Source organism: Serratia sp. OS31 (genome assembly GCF_014164835.1).
Classification (GTDB): Bacteria; Pseudomonadota; Gammaproteobacteria; order Enterobacterales; family Enterobacteriaceae; genus Serratia; species Serratia liquefaciens_A.
The window spans coordinates 64,332-88,239 of sequence record NZ_JACJFQ010000018.1 but is presented as its reverse complement, the minus strand read 5'-3'; the positions used below and the strand labels follow the sequence as shown (position 1 = coordinate 88,239).

General features: G+C 52.8%; 20 protein-coding genes. 13 read left to right on the top strand and 7 right to left on the bottom strand.

Features of this window, described 5'->3' with window-relative positions:
- Positions 1 to 26: 26 nt before the first annotated feature.
- Entirely contained in the window at positions 27 to 923 is an 897-nt protein-coding gene (gene blaSPR, locus H5P17_RS15960) for an SPR family subclass B3 metallo-beta-lactamase (RefSeq protein WP_182823937.1), read from the bottom strand.
- 79 nt (positions 924 to 1,002) lie between these two features.
- Between blaSPR and H5P17_RS15955 the strand changes: the two genes are divergently transcribed.
- Entirely contained in the window at positions 1,003 to 1,905 is a 903-nt protein-coding gene (locus H5P17_RS15955) for a LysR family transcriptional regulator (RefSeq protein ID WP_044552563.1), read from the top strand.
- A 6-nt stretch (positions 1,906 to 1,911) separates the two neighbouring features.
- On the opposite strand, the gene H5P17_RS15950 is transcribed toward H5P17_RS15955, so the two are convergent.
- A complete protein-coding gene (locus tag H5P17_RS15950; RefSeq protein WP_182823935.1) occupies positions 1,912 to 2,379 on the bottom strand; it encodes a nuclear transport factor 2 family protein in 468 nt (155 codons plus the stop codon).
- A gap of 112 nt (positions 2,380 to 2,491) precedes the next feature.
- On the opposite strand from H5P17_RS15950, the gene H5P17_RS15945 reads away from it, so the two are divergent.
- Entirely contained in the window at positions 2,492 to 3,070 is a 579-nt protein-coding gene (locus H5P17_RS15945) for a TetR/AcrR family transcriptional regulator (protein ID WP_182823933.1), read from the top strand.
- Here the strand turns inward: H5P17_RS15945 and H5P17_RS15940 are convergent.
- Together H5P17_RS15940 and ompC are read right to left on the bottom strand one after the other, a co-directional pair.
- On the bottom strand, positions 3,064 to 3,480 hold the full coding sequence (locus H5P17_RS15940; RefSeq protein ID WP_182823932.1) for a VOC family protein: 417 nt from the start codon (positions 3,478 to 3,480) through the stop codon (positions 3,064 to 3,066). The genes H5P17_RS15945 and H5P17_RS15940 overlap by 7 nt on opposite strands.
- 154 nt (positions 3,481 to 3,634) lie before the next feature.
- Positions 3,635 to 4,765, bottom strand: coding sequence for a porin OmpC (gene ompC / locus H5P17_RS15935; RefSeq protein ID WP_044552570.1), 1,131 nt, complete (start codon positions 4,763 to 4,765; stop codon positions 3,635 to 3,637).
- Between the two features lie 720 nt (positions 4,766 to 5,485).
- Here ompC and H5P17_RS15930 point away from each other — a divergent pair.
- Genes H5P17_RS15930 through rcsB form a run of 4 tightly spaced genes read left to right on the top strand, consistent with a single transcriptional unit; the run spans position 5,486 to position 10,466 of the window.
- Complete coding sequence (locus H5P17_RS15930; RefSeq protein ID WP_182823930.1) at positions 5,486 to 5,890, top strand: DUF4186 domain-containing protein; 405 nt, start codon at positions 5,486 to 5,488, stop codon at positions 5,888 to 5,890.
- A 54-nt stretch (positions 5,891 to 5,944) separates the two neighbouring features.
- Positions 5,945 to 7,099 (top strand): MFS transporter, encoded by a 1,155-nt coding sequence (locus tag H5P17_RS15925; protein WP_044552573.1) that lies wholly within the window; start codon positions 5,945 to 5,947, stop codon positions 7,097 to 7,099.
- Between the two features lie 21 nt (positions 7,100 to 7,120).
- Positions 7,121 to 9,823: a phosphotransferase RcsD gene (gene rcsD / locus H5P17_RS15920; RefSeq protein ID WP_182823928.1), complete on the top strand. Its 2,703-nt coding sequence runs from the start codon at positions 7,121 to 7,123 to the stop codon at positions 9,821 to 9,823.
- Complete coding sequence (gene rcsB / locus H5P17_RS15915; RefSeq protein ID WP_004947156.1) at positions 9,816 to 10,466, top strand: response regulator transcription factor RcsB; 651 nt, start codon at positions 9,816 to 9,818, stop codon at positions 10,464 to 10,466. The genes rcsD and rcsB overlap by 8 nt, the downstream gene beginning before the upstream one ends.
- A 50-nt stretch (positions 10,467 to 10,516) precedes the next feature.
- On the opposite strand, the gene rcsC is transcribed toward rcsB, so the two are convergent.
- Complete coding sequence (rcsC, locus tag H5P17_RS15910) at positions 10,517 to 13,387, bottom strand: two-component system sensor histidine kinase RcsC (protein WP_182823926.1); 2,871 nt, start codon at positions 13,385 to 13,387, stop codon at positions 10,517 to 10,519.
- Between the two features lie 165 nt (positions 13,388 to 13,552).
- On the bottom strand, positions 13,553 to 16,204 hold the full coding sequence (gyrA, locus tag H5P17_RS15905; RefSeq protein WP_122079889.1) for a DNA topoisomerase (ATP-hydrolyzing) subunit A: 2,652 nt from the start codon (positions 16,202 to 16,204) through the stop codon (positions 13,553 to 13,555).
- Positions 16,205 to 16,416: 212 nt separating this feature from the next.
- Here gyrA and ubiG point away from each other — a divergent pair, with 212 nt between their 5' ends.
- Positions 16,417 to 17,142 (top strand): bifunctional 2-polyprenyl-6-hydroxyphenol methylase/3-demethylubiquinol 3-O-methyltransferase UbiG, encoded by a 726-nt coding sequence (ubiG, locus tag H5P17_RS15900; RefSeq protein ID WP_182823925.1) that lies wholly within the window; start codon positions 16,417 to 16,419, stop codon positions 17,140 to 17,142.
- Between the two features lie 60 nt (positions 17,143 to 17,202).
- On the opposite strand, the gene H5P17_RS15895 is transcribed toward ubiG, so the two are convergent.
- Positions 17,203 to 17,931 (bottom strand): FadR/GntR family transcriptional regulator, encoded by a 729-nt coding sequence (locus tag H5P17_RS15895; RefSeq protein ID WP_182823923.1) that lies wholly within the window; start codon positions 17,929 to 17,931, stop codon positions 17,203 to 17,205.
- Positions 17,932 to 18,326: 395 nt separating this feature from the next.
- Here H5P17_RS15895 and H5P17_RS15890 point away from each other — a divergent pair, with 395 nt between their 5' ends.
- The 6 genes from H5P17_RS15890 to H5P17_RS15865 all read left to right on the top strand — a co-directional run bounded on the left by H5P17_RS15890 (position 18,327) and on the right by H5P17_RS15865 (position 23,814).
- Positions 18,327 to 19,013 carry an RraA family protein gene (locus H5P17_RS15890; protein ID WP_044552588.1) on the top strand — a complete coding sequence of 229 codons (687 nt, stop codon included), beginning with the start codon at positions 18,327 to 18,329 and terminating at the stop codon, positions 19,011 to 19,013.
- A 71-nt stretch (positions 19,014 to 19,084) separates the two neighbouring features.
- Complete coding sequence (locus tag H5P17_RS15885) at positions 19,085 to 20,389, top strand: MFS transporter (protein ID WP_182823921.1); 1,305 nt, start codon at positions 19,085 to 19,087, stop codon at positions 20,387 to 20,389.
- Between the two features lie 2 nt (positions 20,390 to 20,391).
- On the top strand, positions 20,392 to 21,405 hold the full coding sequence (locus tag H5P17_RS15880) for a zinc-binding alcohol dehydrogenase family protein (RefSeq protein ID WP_182823919.1): 1,014 nt from the start codon (positions 20,392 to 20,394) through the stop codon (positions 21,403 to 21,405).
- The gene (locus tag H5P17_RS15875) at positions 21,357 to 22,193 is read left to right on the top strand and encodes an SDR family NAD(P)-dependent oxidoreductase (RefSeq protein WP_370570043.1); all 837 of its coding nucleotides are present in this window, start codon (positions 21,357 to 21,359) and stop codon (positions 22,191 to 22,193) included. Before H5P17_RS15880 ends, H5P17_RS15875 begins: the two co-directional genes overlap by 49 nt.
- A gap of 72 nt (positions 22,194 to 22,265) precedes the next feature.
- Positions 22,266 to 22,592, top strand: coding sequence for a UxaA family hydrolase (locus H5P17_RS15870; protein ID WP_182823917.1), 327 nt, complete (start codon positions 22,266 to 22,268; stop codon positions 22,590 to 22,592).
- Positions 22,585 to 23,814, top strand: coding sequence for a UxaA family hydrolase (locus H5P17_RS15865; RefSeq protein WP_182823915.1), 1,230 nt, complete (start codon positions 22,585 to 22,587; stop codon positions 23,812 to 23,814). The genes H5P17_RS15870 and H5P17_RS15865 overlap by 8 nt, the downstream gene beginning before the upstream one ends.
- Positions 23,815 to 23,908: the final 94 nt, after the last annotated feature.

Genomic DNA, 23,908 nt, shown 5'->3' with positions numbered 1-23,908 from the left:
GCGCCAAAATAAAATAGAAACATAACTTAATTTTTACTTTGCTGTTGTTTTAGCTGCGTCTCAAAATCCCGTTGGGACTGCTGCACATATTGCTGTAGCCCCAGCCGATCGACAAAAGCATCCCGGTCACCAGCCTGCAGTCGCGCCATTTTATTTTCCAAATTGAAGCGCGTTCCCTTATTAGCGATAAAAATATCCGCGTGCTGCCGGGCCAAAAGCCTAAAGCTGCTGCGGATGTCCGGCACCAGATTCGGGTAGTTTTTGTTGCCGACCAGATAATAGTCCGGGGTTGCCAAGCTGTCGGCATAGACCAGTCGATAGGTTTTCCCGCCCTGCCGCAGCGTAGTCGACCATGAGGTGGCGCCGGGCAAATGCCCTGGCGTCATTAATGCCGTTAACTTCACGCCTCCCAGCGTGATGCTATCGCCCTGCCCGACGATAATGTCGGCTTTTACCGCAGGGAAACTCAGCGCATCGCCCAAGGCAAAATCCTGTTTTCCTCCCCGCGCCAACTGTTGGGCATTGGCGGCGCTGGCAACAACTTTTGCTCCGCTCCAGGCTTTCAGACGAGCGATGCCTCCGGCCTGATCGAGACGAGCATGGCTGTTAAGAATGAAGCGCAAATCCTTGATGTCAAAACCCAAGGCCTCAATATGGGATTTTATCGCCGGCGCACTGGCATCCAACGCCGCATCAATAAGAATCAACCCTTCCGGCGTGCTGAACAGCACGGAAGAAAGGTTGCACGTGCCGACATAATACACCTGAGGGAAAATCTGGAATGGCGCCACCGGCTGCGCCCATTGCTCAAACAGTGAATAGGGCGGCGCGCTGGACAACGGTTGCGCAGGATCGAGCCGTGCCTGAACGTTAAAGCACAGTGAGAATGTCATAGCCATCAGATAACCCATGTTTTTTTTCATGTTTCAGCTCTACGGGGAAAAACAGGGCTGCAGTATACTCAGCCTCATATTGAAGCGTATTCAATTTAAAAGGGCATTAATGAACATCCTGCAAATGGACATGAACCTGCTGAAAGTGCTCTACCTGTTGACCAGCACCGGGTCCAGTCAGAAAACGGCGGATAAGCTCGGCATCAGCACTTCTGCCGTCAGTCACGCCCTGGCCCGCCTGCGTGAGGTGCTGGATGAGCCTCTGTTCCGGCGGGAAGGGCATCGTCAGGTGCCGACGCTGTTTGCCCTGTCGCTTAAAGAAACGCTAACGCCCTTGTTCTCTTCGCTGGACAGTGAATTGTTCGGCCAGGTACCGGACGCGCCACGGCATTTCACCCTGGTCGTGCCGCCGGCACTGCATCCAATCTTATTGCCGCTGCTGGCGCAGAAAAGCACGCTCGCCAACGCCGATATCCGTTGCCAAAACTTTGAACGACGTTCATGGCGCACTGAGCTGCTGGAGGGAGTGGTAGATATGGTGATTGCCGTTGGCGATCACCAACAGCGCACCAGCGCACTGCGTTATGAGCTTATTGGCAGCACTCGCCTGGTGGCGGTATTCGGTTCGCCGTTACGCAAGGCATTGGGGCACAAAAGCGGGCTGACATTTAGCGAGCTGGCAGACTACCCGCACTATTACTGCCATCCCTGGCCACAGGCAGAGAACGAACTGGACCGTCAGTTGGAACGCCAGGGTTTGCAACGCAGGATCCAGCTCAGCTGTGCCGATTACGCGCAGTTACCACCGGTACTGCGCGCAGCCCCCATGATGGCAGTAGTTCCGCAACCCTGGTTCAATGCTCAGCAGGACAAGCAAGGCCTGTACGCCCTGCCGATCCTGGACGATCTGGCGATTGGTTATCTGTTTTCGCACTACCGTCAGGGGGAAATCGAATGGAAAAAACGGCTGATCTCCACTCTCCATGCGGAACTCAAACCCTATTATCACTAGCGGCAATCAGAAGCCAAACTCGCTCAGGGACGCAATATCATCCGGGCGGCGACCGAGCGGCCAGTGGAATTGCCGATCCTGCTCGCGGATCGGCATATCGTTGATGCAGGCGTGTCTGTTGATCATCTGGCCATCCGCATTGAACTCCCAGTTCTCGTTGCCAAAACTGCGGTACCAATTCCCGGAGTCATCACGCCATTCGTAAACAAAACGTACTGCGATACGCGCCTCGTCAAATGCCCATAATTCCTTGATTAGCCGATATTCCAGCTCCTTGGCCCACTTGCGTTGCAGGAATGCACAGACGGCCTCGCGGCCATCGACAAACTCCGCCCGATTACGCCAATGGGTATCGACCGAATAGACCTGCGATACCCGCTCTGGATCGCGGCTGTTCCAGGCATCCTCAGCCAAACGCACTTTTTCAATCGCCGATTCACGGGTAAAGGGCGGCAAGGGGGGTTTAATGCTCATAGCTTACCTCGGGGGTTAAAGTGATGTAGACAGGTTTGTCTACATCATTAAGCTAGCGTAAGTAGACAGAGTTGTCTACAATCATTGAAATCAATACTCAGGAGATATTTCAATGTCCGCTCCCGCTCAGGTTCTCCCCCCGCGTCAACGTATCCTGCTGACTGCCCACGATCTGTTTTACCGTGATGGGGTGCGTGCGACCGGTATCGATCGCATCATTAGCGAATCTGGCGTAGCGAAAGTGACCTTTTACCGCCATTTCCCCAGCAAAAATGAGTTGATTGAGGCGTTTCTCGCTTACCGCCATCAGCAATGGCTAAGCTGGTTCAGCCAGTCACTGGCACAGCACGTCTCGGGGTTTGGGGATGTCTTGCAGGCGTTGGTGCCTTGTCTTGAGGAGTGGTTCAGCGATCCGCACTACCGCGGCTGCGCTTTTATCAATACGGCGCTGGAACTGGCGGATTTGCTGCCGGAGAGTCTGAACATCGCCCGCCGACACAAGCAGCAGATGGCCGAGGAGATTGCTCGCTACCTGCCCCTTGGCCCAGAGCGGGAACAACGGGCAGAAATGCTGGCGATGCTGATTGACGGGGCGATCGTCAAAGTGCAAATAGAGCAGCAACCGCAGCGGGCGTTACTGTTGTTGAGAGAAACGCTGAAGGCTTTAGCCAAAGTTTGGCATCATCAGTAATTGGCCCAAATCCCCGGCGTCACCAGCTCCAGCAGATGACCGTCGGGGTCGCGGAAATAGATGCTCTCCCCGCCGTGATCCCAGCTCATGCGCCCTTCTATCGCGATCCCCTCGTTCGTAAGATGTTGCTCCCAATGCGGCAGCTGTTCTTTCGCCACCGCCAGCCCGACATGCAGCGGTCCATTGCCGTCATGCGGGGGAATATAGCCCTCTGGGTAACTCGCACCTTTCAGCGAGTCCCCTTCGATAAACAGCAGCAACACGCTTTGCTCACCGACGTTGTAAGCGCGGAAACGCTCGTTCGCCACCATCACCGGCAGTTTTAAAACCTGCTGATAGAAAGCTGCGGCGCGTTCGATATCCTTGACGTAGAGTACGGTTTCAACCACCCGATTTATGCTAAGTTCCATGCTAACCTCCTGATTTATCAACTCAGCGAAAGTTTAGGCAAGCCGCAGGATCTCAGAATGGCAATCCGTGCCCCGTACGTGCCAATTCGTGCCAAACCGCAGGCAAAAAAAAACGCGGCCCGAAGGCCGCGTGGTCACATTCACACTCTGTTGCTTAGAACTGGTAAACCAGGCCCACGGCAACCACGTTGTCGGTGTTAACACCGGCAGCCTTGGTGAAGTCGTTGTCGTCCAACAGGTTGATTTTGTAGTCAACGTAGGTAGACATGTTTTTGTTGAAGAAGTAGGTCGCACCCAGATCCACAAATTTGACCAGATCTTCGTCGCCGTAATCCTTGCCGTTAGCGGCCAGACCCAGGTTTTTACCTTTGGTTTGGTTATAACCGACGAATGGACGCAGACCGAAGTCGAACTGGTAGTGTGCGTAAGCTTCGATACTTTGCGCCTTGTTGGCATAACCATAAGCATCACTGCTGGTTGAACCAAAGCGTGCTGCGTTGTAAGACTGGGTGAACATCACGGCCAGATATGCGTCGTTGGCGTCATATTTCAGACCGCCGGAATAACCTTCTGCACGATCGCCACGCCCCATGATGCCGCTGTATGCGCCACCGCCGTTTTGCTCGCTGGTACGTTTGGAGCTGAAGAAAGCACCTGCAGCGCTGATGCCATAGCCGATGTCGTAGTTCACCGACATGCCGTAACCGTCGCCGTTCTGATTGAGAACTTCACGGCCGTTATTAGACTCTTCGCCGTTGCCGTTTTTACCCTGGTACTGCAGAGCAAAGTTCAGGCCGTCAACCAGACCGAAGAAGTCGGTGTTACGGTAAGTTGCCAAACCGCTGGAACGTTGGAACATGAATTGGTCGGCACCGTAAGTGGAGCCATCGAACTCTGGCTGCAAGTCGGTATAAGCGGCAACGTCATACAGCACGCCGGTGTTACGGCCGTAGTCAAATGAACCGTAATCGCCAAACTTCAGGCCGGCAAAGCCGTAACGGGTAAAGTTCTTGTTGTCTTGGCTTTCAGCGTGGTTGAGGTTTGCCTGATATTCCCACTGGCCATAACCGGTCAACTGGTCGCTGATTTGTGTTTCGCCACGCAGGCCGAAACGCATATAAGACATATCGCCATCGGAGCCATTGTTGTCAGAGAAATAGTGAAGACCATTGATCTTGCCGTACAGATCCAGTTTATTGCCGTCTTTGTTGTAGATTTCCGCCGCGCCTGCGGTGCCTGCAACCAGCAGTGCGGGGACGATCAGAGAAAGAACTCGAAGTTTCATTGTTATTATCCTCGTTTATTATGTCGAGCTATGGCCACTGCCCTTTTGAGCATTATTAGCACGACTGTGCATTACCATTCTGGTAACAAGGGTAATATTAATCCAGAAAGAAAATGATACCAAGTATCCGATAGTGTTTCAGTGTGATTATTAAAGGTTTCCAAATGTAAATTTGCGCGAACTTCCACAAAACATTACAGACACACAAAATAAGGCACGCAATGCCAAAAAACACACTTATAGATATAAAATCATACAGTTATACAAAAGCTTAAGAAAAAAAAGATTGCCATACAAAAGTCGTTAACAATAAGCACATTGTGCCAAAAGGATCCCATAACGCTGACGCTATAATAATCCCGCTATCATCATTATTTTCATTATTACCTTCATTATCTGTAAGATAATTTTCGTACACTCTGTACACTTCAACCGGCTTATGGCCGGTTTTTTATTGCCTTACACTTAGCTCACATTTCATCTTAATTCGCACTTTATGCCAAAAAATAATCACTTGAAGATATTATCCCTCTAATTAACTTCAGCACTAATAGCTAATCTTTCCTTCTATTTTAGACTACATATTAAGCGCATTAATTTGGAAAGCATTCCATTGCTTAAATAATTTCTGCCTAGTGCTGCAGGGTGTTGAGGCGACAACATTGGTCGCGCGGTTGCTATTTTGATAACCTGCACAAAATGCCCCGAAGAAGATGATCCATGCTATTTCAACCCGAAGCGCTATGGCGCCGGCTACAAAGCTCCCCTTTCCGCGCCAAATTTCGTCTGAATCCCAAAGACCAACTTTATTTTGAAACCAAAGGCTTGCCGCTGATCCTCAGCCATGCACGGGATTTTATCGAACAACGCTTGGCTGCGCCTTTTCCGAACAATGACGGCAAGCAGACCCCCATGCGCGGCCATCCGGTGTTTGTCGCTCAACACGCCACCGCCACCTGTTGCCGCGGTTGCCTGGCCAAGTGGCATAACATTCCGCAAGGGCAAGCGCTGAGCGAACAGCAAAAGCAGTATATTGTGCAAGTCATTAGCCTGTGGCTGGAACGTCGTGCAGCACCGAAGGCCAATGATGGCGCAATTCCTTTCGACCCGGATCGCGGATTGTGATAAAAACACTCCATAACTTTCAGCCCCACTTCCACAATAGATCCCAAAGCCCACATGACATCCACCTTATGCAATGAACAGCAAAAACCCGGGGTACCGGCTCAGATCGCCACGCGGCTGGCTTTTTTTGTCGCCGGTTTCGGCATGGCAGCCTGGGCGCCCCTGGTCCCCTTTGCCAAAGCGCGCATCGGCATTGATGATGGCTCTCTGGGTCTGTTGCTGCTGTGCATTGGTGCGGGTTCGATGCTGGCGATGCCGCTCACCGGTTTTCTGACCGGCAGATTGGGCTGTCGGCCGGTGATCTTGCTTGCTGGTCTGGCGCTGTGCATCGATTTACCGCTGCTGGTGCTGATGAATACCACCCTGGGCATGGCGCTGGCACTGCTGCTGTTTGGCGCGGCAATTGGCATGATCGATGTGGCGATGAATATACAGGCCGTGGTGGTCGAGCGTGCCAGCGGCAAGGCAATGATGTCGGGCTTTCATGGTTTCTTCAGCGTTGGCGGCATTGCCGGCGCCGGAGGCGTTAGCATCATGCTGTGGCTGGGACTCTCCCCGCTGTTGGCGACCTGTGTCACCGTATTGACTATCGCGGCGTTGCTAACCGTTGCCAGCCGCAATTTGCTGCGCGAAAGCGGCGGTGAAGAAGGTGGACCGATGTTCGTCGTGCCACGCGGCTGGGTCATGTTTATCGGCATTCTGTGCTTTATCATGTTCCTGGCGGAAGGGTCGATGCTCGACTGGAGCGCCCTGTTCCTCACCACCCTGCGCGGGGTTGATCACAGCCAGGCCGGATTGGGCTATGCGTTGTTCTCCATCACCATGACCCTCGGCAGGTTGAACGGTGACCGCATCGTCAACGCCTTGGGCAGATATAAGGTATTGTTGCTCGGCAGCCTGTGTGCCGCCATGGGTCTGAGCATGGCGATTGTGTTCGATAACGCCATGGTCTCGCTGATCGGGTTTATGCTGGTAGGGTTGGGCGCCTCCAACGTGGTGCCGATTCTGTTCAGCGCCGCAGGCAATCAACATGATATGCCGGCCAATCTGGCTATCGCCTCAGTGACTACCGTAGGCTATGCCGGCATTCTCGCCGGGCCGGCGTTAATCGGCTTTATCGCCCAGTTCTCCAGCCTGACGGTAGCCTTTGCCTGCGTTGCCGTCTTACTCCTGGCTGTTACCGCCAGCGCCCGGGCGATAACCCGTTGATTCAGGAATGCGCAGTCAACTATGCAAAACAAACAACTGACCATTAGCTCAAGCAATATTACCCGCTGCTTCCTGCTATTTGCCGTGCTGCTGACGATTGCCATTGGCCTGTACGGCTACAACTATACCAACGCCTGGCTGGCGGAGAAAAAATATGCGCTGAACAGCATCGCCAATGGGCTGCAAAAGCGCATCGACAACTATCGCTACATCACCTATCAGATCTACGATAAATTCGGTAATGCGGCCTCCCTGAACGTCGATCCGAGCCTGCAGGAAACCCGACTGCGGCCGGACGTTTATTACCTGGAAAAACCGCATAAAAAAACCGACGCGGTCATTTTTGGCAGCCATGAAGAAGGGACATTGGCGATGATCGCCAATATTTCAGACTATCTGGACACCCGCTGGGGCGCCAAAACCGAAAATTACGCCATGTATTACCTGAATGGTCAGGACAACAGTCTGAGCCTGATCACCACTCAGCCGTTAAAAGAGCTGGCCTCACGCTTCAAAGAGAGCTATCTGACGACGTCGGCGGAAGATCGTCGCGCCGAAATGCTGCAACAGGCGAACATGCTCGATGAGCGCGAAAGCTTCTCCGCCTTGCGCAAGCAGCGCTTCCAGAATGCCTATTCATTTTCAATTCGCACCACTTTTAACCAGCCGGGGCATTTGGCCACGGTGATCGCCTTCGATCTGCCGATCAACGACATCATTCCCATTAATATGGCGCGCGCCAGCTTTATGCTGCTGCCCGATGATAACAATCTGGACGACGGCACCCTGCCGATGGAAGCCTCCAGCAACACCGGCATATCGATGAACGGTAGCTGGGTGGAATTCAGCGCTTCCCTGCCTAACGCACCGCTGAAAGTGGTTTACCGCGTCTCCGCCATCAGCCTGGCCATAGACCTGCTGCGTAACAATATTTGGCTGATCGCCATCAATTTGCTGCTGTTGGCGCTGTCGTTGGCAGGCATTTACTTTATCCGTCGCCAATACATCCGGCCGAGTGAAAGCATGGCGGTCGAGCTGGAAGCCGAGCGCGCACTGAATCAAGAGATCATCGCCAGCCTGCCTTCCGGCCTGCTGGTTTATAACTTCGCCAGCAATACGGTGATCGCCAGCAATAAGATTGCTCAACATCTGCTGCCTCACCTCAGCCTGCAAAAAATCGCTCACATGGCCGAACAGCACCATGGCGTGATCCAGGCCACGGTCAACAATGAAGTGTATGAAATTCGCATCTTCCGCAGCCAGCTGTCACCGGAGACCTACCTGTTCCTGTTAAACGATCAGGACAAGGAAGTGATGGTGAACAAGCGATTGCAGCAGGCGCAGCGCGAGTACGACAAGAATGTGCAGGCGCGCAAGCTGATGCTGCATAATCTGGGGATCGAGCTGAACCAACCGGTGCGCCAAATGCACGATCTGGCCGATCGTCTGCGTACGCAACCGGATGAAGAACAACAGCAAGCGCTGCTAAAAGAGTTGACCACACAGTCGTCGTCGGTGCTGGGCTTGATTGAGAACATCACCCTGCTCACCCGTCTGGAAACTCAGGACTGGCAACCTTCGCGTCACCCTTTCAGCCCCTCGGCCCTGATAGATGAATTGCTGCGCGAGGCGCTGCCTTCCATCAATCAGAAAGGACTGTCGCTGTTCAATCATTTCCAGCTTGATGTCGAGCAGCAATACATCGGTGACGCTAACGCGCTACGCAAGGTGATCTCGCTGCTGGTGCACTACGCCATTATCACTACGGCATGCGGCAAGATTTCGCTGGTGGTTGATCATGAGCCCGAGCACCCCGATCGCCTGGTGTTTCACATCAATGATACCGGCTCGGGTATTTCCAACGAGGAAATCAGCAACCTGAACTATCCGTTCCTCAGCCAGACGCTGGTGGATCGCTTTAATCATGGCTCCGGCCTGACCTTCTTCCTGTGTAACCAGCTGTGCAAAAAGCTCAACGGCCAGTTGGATATCCGCAGCAAGGTCGATATTGGCACCCGCTACACCATCCGCGTACCGATGGAAATGGAGAAAAAGGAGACAGAAACGCAGGAAAAACTGCTCGATGGCGTGACCGCGCTGTTGGACATCACTTCTGAAGAGGTACGCGGCATTGTGACCCATCTGCTGCACGCCTACGGTGCGAGTTGCCTCGTTGCCGATGAACGCCAGGTTAACCGCGACTACGACGTTTTACTGACCGACAATCCGCAAAGGGCTGACGATTATACCCTGCTGCTGACCAGCGATGAGAGCGGATGGCAACAGCTTGAAAAACGGTACATTCGGGTAAACTATAACCTGAGTGGTGCAATGATAGACGCCGTACTGATGCTGATTGAGCAGCAAATGGCCGCGCTGGAACAGCAGGAAAGCCCGCTTTCGCTGACCGCCGATGACATCCAACTCTATGAAAAACAATTGAAATCAAGTGATTACTATGGCCTGTTTGTTGATACAGTACCCGACGATATCAAAAAACTGTATACTGAGGCGGGCAGCAGTGATTTCAATGCTCTGTCACAGACAGCACACCGCCTGAAAGGCGTGTTTGCCATGTTAAATCTGCTTCCCGGCAAGCAACTGTGTGAATCGTTAGAACAGCACATCGCAGACGGTGATGCGCTCAAGATCGAGAATAACATCAGTCAGATTGATTTTTTCGTCAGCAGACTGCTGGAGCAAGGTAGCCAACAACATGAATAACCTGAACGTAATTATTGCTGATGACCATCCTATCGTACTGTTTGGCATCCGGAAGTCACTTGAGCAAATTGAATGGGTGAATGTCGTTGGGGAGTTTGAAGACTCAACAGCACTGATCAACAATCTGTCCAAGCTGGACGCCAACGTACTGATCACCGACCTTTCCATGCCGGGCGATAAATATGGCGACGGCATTACGCTGATCAAATACATCAAACGCCATTATCCGCAGTTGTCGATCATCGTTCTGACCATGAACAACAACCCGGCCATTCTGAGCGCCGTGTTGGATCTGGATATCGAAGGTATCGTACTGAAACAGGGTGCGCCTACCGACCTGCCGAAAGCGCTGGCCGCACTGCAAAAAGGCAAGAAGTTCACGCCGGAAAGCGTCTCCAAACTGTTGGAGAGGATCAGCGCCAGCGGCTACGGTGACAAACGCCTGTCGCCAAAAGAGAGCGAAGTACTGCGTCTGTTCGCCGAAGGTTTCCTGGTGACCGAAATCGCCAAGAAACTCAACCGCAGCATCAAAACCATCAGCAGCCAGAAGAAATCGGCGATGATGAAGCTGGGTGTCGAGAACGATATTGCGCTGCTCAACTACCTCTCTTCCGTCAGCATGGCACCGCTGGACAAAGAATAAAGCACACGGTAGTTAACAAGGGCGTGGCATTTTGCTGCGCCCTTTTGCTTTTAGGCCTCTTCTGACTCGGCGCGTACGTGGCGTACCTGCTGGCTGTAATAGGCCAATGTTTGCTCCAGCGTTTCCAGCGTTACCGGTTTCGACAGGCAATTATCCATGCCGGCCTCAATACAGCGCTGCTTCTCTTCCGCCAGGGCATTCGCCGTAACCCCGATCACCGGGGAAGTAAACTGCAATTCACGCAGGCGCTGGGTCAGGTGATAGCCATCCATGTTCGGCATATTGACGTCGGTCAGCACGATATCAACGGTATTGCGACTCAGCACGTCCAGCGCGTCGAGCCCATCATTGGCGGTCACCACCAGGTAACCCAGCGAGCTAAGCTGATCGGACAGCAACCGGCGGTTGATTGGATGATCATCCACCACCAGTAAATGAATATCACCGTTGTCGACCTGGCTGGCCTTGGCCGGCACCGGCAATTGCATCAGGGCACTGCCACTCTCATCCTGAGTGCCAAACAGTCGGTTGAGCAGTATGAGGGTTTCACGCGGCGTCGAGGTGCTGTGCATCCAGTAACCCGGGCGCGTTTCCTGCGACGGGCCGATGTGCTCGATAGAAAATTGGATCTGTGCCAACAGCGGCGTGCTGACCCTCAACGGGTGATCGCTGAGCATCACCTCGCCTTCAGCGGTGTCCTGCCCCTGATGGCGTAATACCGTCGCACCATAGCCGCCCAGGATCTCCATCAGATAGCTTTCCAGCCGCTGGTTGCGGATATCCAGCCACAGTGTTTTGCCCTGCCAGGTATCGCTGGGCTGCGGGATAGGGAACTGGGCGCTGAACAGAGGAATACGGATGGTGAACAGGCTGCCTAATCCCGGCTCGGATTCAACGGCAATGTCACCGTCCATCATGTTGATCAGCTTCTCGCAAATCGCCAGCCCCAGCCCGGTCCCCTGGAAATGGCGCTGCACACCACTGCCCACCTGGAAGAACGGGTCGAACAGGCGGGTAATCTCTTTTTCCGGGATACCGACTCCAGTGTCGCGAACGCTGAACTCCAGATAATTGCCACGGGTGCAGACCTGCAGGATGATGCAGCCGGTATCGGTGAACTTAATGGCGTTGTTCAACAAGTTGGACAATACCTGCTGCAACCGCACCGGATCGCCGGAAATGCGCTCAGGCACGTTTTGCTCGATAAAGCAGTACAGCCCCAACCGCTTCTTCACCACCAACGGTAAATAGTTGCCGGCAATGTGGGTAATCACCTCCAGACAGGAGAACTCTCGCGGTTCTATCTTCAACTGCTCGGATTCAATTTTCGAGAAGTCCAGAATATCGCTGATGATTTTCAGCAGCAGTCCGGAAGAGTTGTTCATCGCATTGACCAGTCGATCAACGCCCTGCGGCAATGCCTTGGTCTGCAGCAAATCGAGGTTGCCGATGATGCCGTACAACGGCGTGCGCAGCTCATGGCTAACGGTCGCCAGGAACATCGATTTCGATTGGCTGGCCTGCTCCGCGGCGGCGGCCATCTCTTGCAGCGACTCCTCCATTTTCACGCGGGCGCTGACGTCCACCAGCACACAGATCGCCACGTCCTCATTACGGTAACGGGAATGAACGAAGCTGATTTGCAGGTTATTGTTATTACTGGTCATCACATCGACAAAATTCACCTGCTGCTCGCAGATGATGCGTGTAATGCGATCGCGATCCTCGTGAGTCAGCAAATTAATGTAGTTGTGCGCCAACTCGTTACTCAGAATGTTGGTTCCGTCGCTGATGCGCAAAATACAGATGCCCACCGGGGCCGAGGCGACAATTTTACGGTTGAACTGCTCATGTTCCTCCAGCCGAAAAGCGTTGTCCTCTGCTGGCAGGAACATTTTGCGTTCAAACAACCAGGCCAGGGTGAACAACACGATGGCGGACAGCAGATTCAGCAGCACCGCATTGAGGATCAGCATTTTGAAGCGCTCAACCACCGTTTTCACCGGCACCGCATAAACGATGCTGAGCGATGACGGCGGCAACGCCTTTTTCATGATCAGGTCGCGGTAATTATCGACGTAACCAAAGTAGGCTTGTTCCGTCGGATAACTGTCGGGCGCTTGCGCATTGCGCTCACCATCTGCCAGCTGCAGTATCGGCTCGTTGTTCTCATCCAGCAGGGTGACGGCGATCGGCAGGTTGCCGGTAGTCACGAAGTCTTCCAGACGTATCGTCTGCTCAATGCCCAGCAACGCCTCCAGCTTGGAGCCAATATAGATTGGCGTCAGCACATACAGATAGCCGACATCCGGCCGCTGCTGGCTTGGGCTGATCCAGTACAGATTGTTGTCTTTATCCTGGTTCTTGGCGTTGCGATATTTAAGGATGCGCTCATGCAGCGTTTTCAGCGCATCTGGCCGGTTGGCTACACCGCTACTGCCGCCGAACTCAGCCATGCACAGGCTATCACCGCCGATGAAAAACACCCGGTTGAGATCGTAGGCCGCGACAAAGTTCTCTTTCCAATACTGGATCAACCCGCTCAGCGAATTGAGCGAGCTGCGGTAGGTGTTATTAAGCGAACAGTTGGACTCCGGATAGAGCGGGAAAAACTCTGGCGGGCTGCTCTTGCCGGGAAAGATGCCGCTGAACATGTCCATGCTGCTGACCGAGCCATTGAGGCGATTTTCCGCCATATACTTGATATCGCGGATGATATCGGCCGAATGACGAATGTAGCCCTGCGCCTGATCAAAATTCAGATTGTAGTCCTGCCGAATGTCAGATTCTTTCTGATGCAAGATATTCAGGATATAGAAAGTGGTGAGCAACGCCCCCAGCGACCACAGCATTATCGCCAGCACCCGGAACAGATAGCGGGAAATCTTTAACGTGGTGCGAAAAGAGGCTAAATATTTCAATCGGATACCGTACGAATGTGAGTGGTGGCCAGCGCGTTCATATCAGAGCCGGGAGCTGTTGGCTTGGGTCCGCTAATTAAACCATATAACTGAAAAAGGGCCTAGCATCGCTGCCAGGCCCTGTATTTTTCTGTGCAATAGTGGCGAGATGCCGCCAACTATGGCTTAGGCGTTGTCATCTTCCGCGTCGTCTACCGCTTCAGAATCGTCGTCGCCTTCGTCCAGCGGTGTAGCGTCTTCTTCTACGGCCTCCGCGCCGGCTTCGAGGCTGTCGAGCTCTTCATCTTCTACCGGTTCGGCAACGCGCTGCAGACCAACGACATTCTCGTCTTCCGCAGTACGGATCAGCGTAACACCCTGGGTATTACGACCAACCACGCTGACTTCCGAAACGCGAGTACGCACCAGCGTACCGGCATCGGTGATCATCATGATCTGATCGGTGGTATCCACCTGTACCGCACCCACTACCTGACCATTACGCTCGCTAACCTTGATGGAGATAACCCCTTGGGTGGCACGTGACTTGGTTGGGTATTCGGTAACCGCAGTACGTTTACCGTAGCCGTTCTGGGTAACGGTCAGAATATCGCCTTCACCGCGAGGCACAATCAGGGAGATAACGCTGTCGCCTTCGCCCAGGTTGATACCGCGCACGCCGGTAGCAGTACGGCCCATGGAGCGCACCTGCGTTTCCGGGAAGCGAACCACTTTACCGTTGGCGGAGAACAGCATGACTTCATTGCTGCCGTCGGTCAGGTCAACACCAATCAGCTCGTCACCCTCATTGAGGTTAACGGCGATGATGCCGGCGCTGCGTGGGCGGCTAAAGTCGGTCAACGCCGTTTTCTTCACGGTGCCGCTGGCGGTTGCCATGAACACATGACGCCCTTCTTCATACTCGCGCACCGGCAGAATAGCGGTGATACGCTCATTGGCTTCCAGCGGCAACAAGTTGACGATTGGACGGCCACGTGCGCCACGGCTGGCTTCAGGCAGCTGGTACACCTTCATCCAGTACAGGCGGCCACGGCTGGAGAAGCACAGGATCGTGTCGTGGGTGTTAGCCACCAACAGACGATCGATAAAGTCTTCTTCTTTGATACGTGCAGCGGACTTGCCCTTACCGCCGCGGCGTTGCGCTTCATAGTCGCTCAATGGCTGATACTTCACATAGCCCTGGTGCGACAGCGTAACAACCACGTCTTCCTGATTGATCAGGTCTTCGATATTGATATCGGAAGTGTTGGCGGTGATCTCGGTACGGCGGCCGTCGTTGTACTGCTCTTTAATTGCGACCAGCTCTTCGCGGATCACTTCCATCAGGCGGTCTGGGTTTTCCAGAATAAAGATCAGCTCCGCAATGGCGGTCAGCAGCTCTTTATACTCGTCCAGCAGCTTTTCATGCTCCAGGCCGGTCAGTTTCTGCAGGCGCAGATCCAAAATTGCCTGAGCTTGCTGCTCGGTCAGGTAATATTTGCCGTCACGGATACCGAACTCCGGCTCCAGCCACTCAGGACGAGCCGCGTCATCACCCGCGCGTTCCAGCATGGCGCCGACATTGCCCAGATCCCATGCCTGCGCAACCAAGCCGGCTTTCGCTTCCGCTGGGGTTGGCGCACGACGGATCAGTTCGATGATCGGATCGATGTTGGCCAGTGCAATAGCTAACGCTTCCAGGATGTGGGCGCGATCGCGAGCTTTACGCAGTTCAAAGATGGTGCGGCGGGTGACCACTTCGCGGCGGTGACGAACAAACGCCTGCAAAATGTCTTTCAGGTTCAGCAACTTCGGCTGGCCCTGGTGCAATGCCACCATGTTGATGCCGAAGGTGACCTGCAATTGCGTCAGTGAGTACAGGTTGTTCAGTACCACTTCGCCAACCGCATCGCGTTTGATCTCGACCACGATGCGCATGCCGTCTTTGTCGGACTCGTCGCGCAGTGCGCTGATGCCTTCCACGCGTTTTTCTTTAACCAGCTCGGCGATCTTCTCGATCAGACGCGCCTTGTTCACCTGATATGGGATCTCGTGAACAATAATGGTTTCGCGCCCGGTCTTGGCATCGGCTTCCACTTCAGCACGTGCGCGCAGGTAGATCTTGCCGCGCCCGGTGCGGTAGGCCTCTTCGATACCGCGACGGCCGTTGATGATCGCCGCCGTCGGGAAGTCCGGCCCCGGGATGTGTTCCATCAGGCCTTCGATGCTGATGTTTTCATCATCGATGTAGGCCAGGCAACCGTTGATAACCTCTGACAGGTTATGCGGCGGAATGTTGGTGGCCATGCCCACGGCAATACCCGACGAGCCGTTAACCAGCAGGTTCGGGATCTTGGTTGGCATGACGGCTGGGATCTGCTCGGTGCCATCGTAGTTAGGCACGAAGTCGACGGTTTCTTTTTCCAGATCCGCCAGCAGTTCGTGAGCAATTTTTGACATGCGCACTTCGGTGTAACGCATCGCCGCGGCGGAGTCGCCGTCGACGGAACCGAAGTTACCCTGACCGTCCACCAGCATATAGCGCAGTGAGAAAGGTTGAGCCATACGCACGATGGTGTCGTAAACCGCGCTGTCACCGTGTGGGTGATATTTACCGATGACGTCCCCGACGACACGGGCCGATTTCTTGTATGGTTTATTCCAGTCGTTACCCAGTACGTTCATCGCGTACAAAACGCGGCGGTGTACCGGCTTCAGTCCATCACGAACATCTGGCAGCGCACGTCCGACAATTACGGACATCGCGTAGTCCAGATACGAGTTTTTCAACTCGTCTTCGATGTTTACCGGTGTGATTTCTCTGGCAAGGTCGCTCATGGAGCTGCTATCCCTCTACTAATGATTCATCTGCCCGCTGCCATAGTGGCAAAGGTGTAAAACTATATCACAAAGCACGCTTTACGGGAAAATAACCGCCGCCGATTCACTGAAATTGTGCATATATGTGCGCTAAAAATGCATCGGCGCAGACGGCGCTGCGCCGGAACATGTATAATCCGCGCAACGAGAACCAGGAGCCAAATACGCCCATGAATGCAGAATCATCCAGCCAAGCGCAAAACGTAGACCATCAGGAAATCGCCAAGTTCGAGGCCGTGGCCTCTCGCTGGTGGGATTTGGAAGGTGAGTTCAAGCCGCTGCACCGTATCAACCCACTGCGCCTGAATTATATCCTGCAACGCTCAGGCGGCATTTTTGATAAAACCGTCCTCGACGTGGGCTGCGGCGGCGGCATTTTGGCGGAAAGCATGGCGCGTGAAGGCGCAAAAGTGACCGGTTTGGACATGGGTGCCGAGCCATTGCAAGTGGCCCGGTTACACGCGCTGGAAACTGGCATGAACGTGAATTACGTGCAGGAAACGGTAGAGAGCCACGCCCAGGCCAACCCGCAAAAATACGACGTCGTAACCTGTATGGAAATGCTGGAGCACGTGCCCGATCCGGCTTCGGTGGTGCGCGCCTGCGCTCACCTGGTCAAACCGGGTGGCCATGTGTTCTTCTCTACCATCAACCGCAACACCAAGGCCTGGCTGATGGCGGTCATAGGTGCGGAATATATTCTGAAGATGGTCCCTCAGGGTACCCACGACCATAAGAAGTTCATCCGCCCTTCCGAGCTCATCGGCTGGGTTGACGGCACGCCGCTGCGCGAAAAACACATGATTGGCCTGCATTACAACCCGATCACCGACCACTTCAAGCTGGGTGGCAACGTTGATGTGAACTACATGGTACATACTCAGCACGAAGGCTGATGCCGCTCTCAAACGCGGTGGGTGTTTAAGCACTCACCGCAGAAAAATAAACGCCCTTCTTCAGGCTCCATCATTGGCCTTCTCGCCCTTTTCAATCAAAGAGTTGACTGCCGTATTAAAATGGTTCGTCATCGCTTTCATCGCCCCTTCCGAGTCCTGGGCGCAAACGCAATCGCAAATATCCTGATGCAAAGAGACAATCTGTTTTCTTTCGGCGTCGCTTCCGCTTTGCGCTTCGAGACCGGCATGGATAGAACGTCTGAGTTGTTCATGCAGGGACTGCAATAAAATACCGGACAGAGGGTTGCGAGATGCCCGGGCAATAATGAGATGGAAGTTAATGTCATGCTGAATAAATTTTTCAGTGTCAAAGATGCACGCTTCAATCTGCTTCATCTCATCTTGCAACTGGCGAAAATCCTCTTCATTGCCGTGGATTGCCGCCATGCCGGCACTGCCGATTTCAAGCCACTGGCGCACGCTCAGGATCTGCGAGACCGACACCTGGTTTGACGCGATGGCAAAGCCAAAAATAAGCTCAAGCACGCTGCTGTCGAACGCTTTCACCCGCGGGACTTTACCGCTTTTTATCTCCAGGATCCCCAGTGCGGACAGTGAACGGTATGCCTCACGGATCACCCCACGACTGACGCCTAGCTCCTCAATTAATTTTACTTCACTTGGAACCGCCATCCCCGGAGTCAGCTGTTGCTGGCTTATCATATCCAGCACGTAATGCTTGATTTGCGAGGACAATGTGTGGCTCTGAATCGGCATCTTTGTATCCATTTTAAACGACTCCAAAATTTACAACTACAAATGTACTGGATGAAGAGCAAAGCCGAAAACATCACGGCAGACTACTGACAAAGCCGGTTATCAGGCAGAACGTGCCCATCATGGATCTCGGTGCACCAGGCCCTGGTATCCCGGGCCCAAAGCCCCTTGTCATCAAACTCGCGGTATTTTCTTCTCTCAGACCACCACCACAATTCAACACCATCAACGGCCCCTTCCGGGCGGTTCTCTCCGTCATTTTACTAAAAATGTGAGCTTAATATCATATATAAAATCATCCCTATCAACCTGTTTGACAGGTTGATAGGTTGCGCGTAATTTTTCCTGTGAAAACCCCCGAGCCTGCTCTTGGGGCCAAATAGAAATTTTCTTTTCAGGAGAAAAAAATGTGGTCGAATGATCAAGAGCTCTTCCAACTGATGCGCACCAAACTGTTCCCCGCCGTTGTCGGGGATATTCTTGATACTATGGGATTTTTACATCAGTTTTTTGCCCCCTCCATCAAACCGCTGCAGATGAATATGGTGGTTGCCGGCAGGGCGATGCCGGTGCTCGAAGCCGATGTTTACGAACTTCAATCAAGCTCCGGGCATAGTGAAATCACCCAGAAACCTTTTGGATTAATGTTTGAAGCACTGGATTCGTTGAAAGAAGACGAGGTGTACATCGCCACAGGAAGTTCTCTGCGTTACGCGCTTTGGGGCGGTCTGATGTCAACCCGGGCTCGTCATTTGAAAGCGGCTGGCGCCGTGCTTGATGGATATGTGCGCGATAGCAATGAAATCCTGGAATTAAATTTCCCCACTTTCTCACACGGCACTTATGCACAAGATCAAGGCCCCAGAGGAAAAGTAATCGATTATCGCGTTCCTATTGAATTTAACGGAATAAGGGTAAATCCAGGCGATATTGTCTATGGCGACCGTGATGGCGTATTAATCATCCCGCAAGAAGTTGAACGTGACGCCATTAGTTTAGCATTAGAAAAAGTCTCCACAGAAAATAGCGTCAGGACGGCCATCAGCAATGGCATGAGCACGGTAGAGGCATTCGATACCTTTGGCGTAATGTGACCTCACCCGGCCCATGATAACCGGTTCGCATGGTGGGCTTATATTTAGCCATTCAATATGAGTATGCAATCATGAAACAGAGAAATAAAATAATAACACTCTTGTTTATCGCGAGCATTATTAACTATCTCGATCGGGCGGCCTTTTCTGTTGCCATGCCCTATATAAAAGATTATCTACAACTTTCTCCTGCTGAAATTGGGGTAATGCTGAGCAGCTTCTTTTTCGGCTATGCCTTATTTAACTTCGTCGGAGGGTATCTGTCTGATATTTACGGCCCGCGCAAAGTGATGGCCATTGCCATGCTTACCTGGTCGTTATTCTGTGGTCTGACCGGGGTCGCTTTCAGCTACATTATCCTCTTTATAATTCGGGTTATTTTTGGGATGAGCGAGGGCCCGGTCAGCACCAATATCAATAAGGTCATCACCCACTGGATCCCGATTCACCAGCGTGCACGCGCCATCGGCATTGCCAATGCGGGCAATCCACTCGGAGGGGCTATCGCGGGCCCCATCGTTGGATTCCTGATCATTATGTGGAACTGGCGAGTAGCCTTTATCATTCTCATGTCACTTGGCTTTGTGTGGACCTTCTTCTGGCTGAAAAACTTTACTGACAACCCTAAAGATCACCCTAAGACCCAGCCTGTTGAAATTGAAGAGTTTGAAACGGCGCTGCACAATGCGCCGGTAAACCATGATACCCAGACCAGGTTGCCGTTTCGCTTTTATATGACACAGCCTCTGGTTCTGGCGACCGGCATGGCGTTCTTTGCCATCAACTATATTCTTTATTTCTTCCTGACCTGGTTTCCCAGCTACCTCTCGATGGCAAAAGGGCTGAACATTGCTGAAATGAGTATTGCCTCCTCGATTCCCTGGCTACTTGGCAGCGTTGGCATGGTCATGGGGGGCGCAGTCTCCGATTATATTTACAAGAAAAGCGGAAGATTACTTTTTTCCAGAAAGCTGCTTATTGTTGTCGGTTTAATTGCTTCCTCCGTATGTATCTGCATTGCCGGGATCGTCGACTCCGTGACTTTTGCCGTCATTATGATGTCCTTCGGCATATTCTTTATGTATCTGGCAGCATCATCGCCCTGGTCTATTATTTCCGACAGTATTTCCGCCGATAAAGTGGGTGGCGTGGGTGGTTTTGTTCATCTGCTGGCGAATACTTCAGGCATGATCGCCCCTATTCTGACCGGTTTTATTGTTCAATACAGCGGTGGCAGTTTTATTTCAGCCTTCGTATTGGCCGGCATCGTAGGTATTTTCGGCGCATTAAGCGTCGCCTTGTTTGTCAAACCCATTAATTCAAATAAAAAAGCACAACCTCTCACGGACAGCTTAACGAACCTGAGGAAACAATAATAATGAAAGCATTAACCATTGATAAAAATTCCCATACCGAATTCGTCGATATCCCTGAGGCCTTATGCGGTGATAATGAGGTGCTTATCGATGTCCAACGCGTCGGCCTCTGCGGCTCCGATTTAAATACCTACCGTGGGTTTAACCCGCTGGTTGTATACCCTTGCATTCCCGGCCATGAAATTGGCGGCGAAGTTATCCGCACGGGGTGCAACGTCACGACGGCCAAACCGGGCGATCGCGTGGTGGTCCTGCCTTGCACAGAATGCGGGGTTTGCAGCAGTTGCCTCGCTGGCAGGCCGAATGCTTGTAAGCACAATCAAACGCTCGGCGTCCAGCGTCAGGGGGGGATGGCGCAAAGGCTGGCTATTGCGGCCAATAAAGTTCTTGTTTGCAATGCCCTGAGCTTTGATGAACTGGCTCTGGTTGAACCTCTGGCCGTTGGGCTGCACGCCGCCCGTCGTGGCGCCATTCAGGTTGGAGAATGGGTGGCCGTGATAGGTTGCGGTGTCATTGGCCTTGGAGCCATAGCCGCAGCAGCAGCCATGGGGGCACGGGTGATCGCCATAGACATAGACGATCGCAAACAGGCCGTGGCTCTGGCCTGCGGCGCTTGCTCATTCATCAATGGTGAAAAGGTCGACCTCGCCAACGAACTGGGCAAGATCGACGAAGGCCGTGGCCCGACACTGGTCATTGAGGCCGCCGGGCAAACAGCTTCCATCGAGCAATCTCTCGAACTGGTCGCCTTTTCTGGCCGCATCGTTTACGTCGGCTATGCAAAAAAACCGGTTAACTACAACAGCGCGCTTTTTTTGCTGAAAGAGGTGGATATCCGCGGCTCACGAAACGCTACGGTGGCAGATTTTCGCGCCGTACTGGCCTTGATGGAACAGCAACGCTACCCCCTACATTCCATTATCACAGCCCATTATCCGCTCGAACAGGCTGGTGAAGCCTTTATCGCGTGGGCCGCCGATCCTGGTGCCGTAACCAAAATACTTATCGCCTTTTAAACCGCAATCAATCAGAGATTATGACTATGTTAAAAAATGCATTTTCACTCGAAGGTAAAACGGCATTAATTACTGGCGCGGCCAGCGGCCTGGGTTACGCAATGGCCGAATGCATGGTGGCCAGCGGCGCAAAAGTCATCATTGCCGACCTCAATGGCCCACTCGCTCAGCAGGCCGCAGAAAACCTCGGCCCTCAGGCAACCTACAGTCAATTTAACGTCAGTGAAACCGCCAAAACCCAGGCATGGGTCAATGGATTACTCGAGCAGGTTGGGCAAATCGACATCCTGGTCAACAACGCGGGCAACCATTGCAAAAAGCCCATCGAGGAGATGAGCGTTGAGGATTTTGAATCCGTTCTTGATGTTCACGTTGTCGCAGCGTTTGCCTTGACCAAAGCGTTAGTCCCACACATGAAGCGGCATGGCAATGCCAGCGTTTTGTTTACCGCCTCCATGACGTCATTTCTTGGGCAGCCCTATGTTGCCGGCTATGCGGCAGCGAAGTCAGCCTATCTGGGACTTATTCGTGCGCTGACCACTGAACTGGCTGGGGCAGGAATACGAGTCAACGGCATCGCGCCGGGCTGGATCGACACGCCCATGCTGCGCAAAGCCATTGAAGGCGATGATGAGCGCCGAAATAAAATTCTCGGACGAACCCCGATGAAGAAATTCGGCAAGCCAGAAGACATTGGCTGGGCCGCCACTTATTTGGCTTCAGAAGCAGCCGCCTTTATCAGCGGTCAGGTTCTGGTGGTGGATGGTGGCGCTCTGATTGGTTTCTGATTGATTAGCCAGTGCTATTACTGGGTGATAGCACTGATATCCAGCCTAAATAATAAGATCGGGAGGGCTATTATGGAGCAAGTCGCATACAAGATTAATGACGTTGATAATGTCGCTACGGCGCTAACCCCCATACAAACGGGCAAAGTCTCGGTTCGCGGCTGTGGAAATGACAGCATCATCGCCAATGAGAATATCAATATCGGCCATAAAATCGCGTTATGTCCCATTTCCATGGGCGACCCCATCATTAAATACGGCATCAACATCGGCAGTGCGACCCAAGCAGTCAAAACGGGCGATTGGGTTCACCTGCACGTTATGCAAAGCAACTATGACGAACGCTCATCCCATCTGGATCTCGTGACCGGCGCCCCTAAGGATGTCAAATATGAATAAGTTAGAAAGCCTGAAATCGGTGACGTGGTCAGGTTACCTGCGTCAGAACGGCACCAAGGGGATCCGCAATAAGATATTGGTTATTTACACCGTGGAATGCGCCCATTTTGTGGCCGATAAAATAACCGAAAAAGTGAATGACGCCGAAGTTGAAGCCGTTGGGTTTTCCGGTTGTACCGACAATGAGTACGCCGTCAGAATGCTGATCTCATTAATTCGCCATCCTAATGTAGGCGGTGTCCTTGCCGTAGGGTTAGGGTGTGAGTACATCCAGCCAGAGTGGCTCAGCAATATCGCAAAAGAAGAAGGAAAGCCGACGGCCTGGTTCTATATTCAGCAAACCGGCGGCACAAAAGGCAGTGTGGAGTTAGGCGTTGAGCATGTCAGGAGAATGCAGGCAGAATTAACACGCACCAGCCGAGTGCCCATGGGCTTTGCTGACTTAATTATCGGCAGCGAGTGTGGGGGCAGCGACTATACCAGCGGGCTGGCGGGCAATGTGGCGGTGGGCAACTTTTTTGACTGGTTGGTCGATGCGGGCGGCACGGCAATTTTTGAAGAGATCGTGGAAGCCATAGGCTTGATTGATATTTTGTCCCAGCGAGCCGCAACCGAAAGCGCGAAGGATGAAATCGTTGCCACCTACAATAAGGCGCTCGATTACTGTAAATCGGTTAGGCAATACTCGGTCAGTCCGGGAAACTTTGCCGGAGGATTATCCACAATCGAAGAAAAAAGCATGGGTGCCGTAATAAAGAGCGGCTCTCGCCCCATTCAAGGGGTGCTTAAAGTCAGCGGTAGTCCCCAGCGAAAAGGCCTGTGGTTACTTGATAGCACGCCAGATCCCCACTGGATGCAATTTGGCATCACTAACCCTAATGATAATGAAGGGCTGATGGATCTTATCTCCTGCGGTAGCCATATTATATTTTTTGTCACCGGTCGCGGCAGCGTAGTGGGATCCGTGGTTGCCCCAGTAATAAAAATCACCGGCAACAGCCAAACGTTTGAAAACATGATTGATGATATGGATGTGGATGCCGGCCGGCTGTTAAGCGAGGCAATATCGCAACAAGAGCTTTCCCTGGAAATCGCGCAATTGATGGTGGCGATTGCTGCCGGGCAACAAAGCAAAAGTGAGGAACAAGGCCATAAAGAGTATTTTATTCCTTATAAATATCAAAGCAAAGAGGTGCTGATCCCCACGCGCTGCGAAAGCTAGCCGTATCAACCGCTGTCAGTCTACGCCTGAAATTGATCAATTTGCGGGAGTAAAGTTGGCCCGAAAGCTCCCGTAAACCTCTTATGGCCGCAAA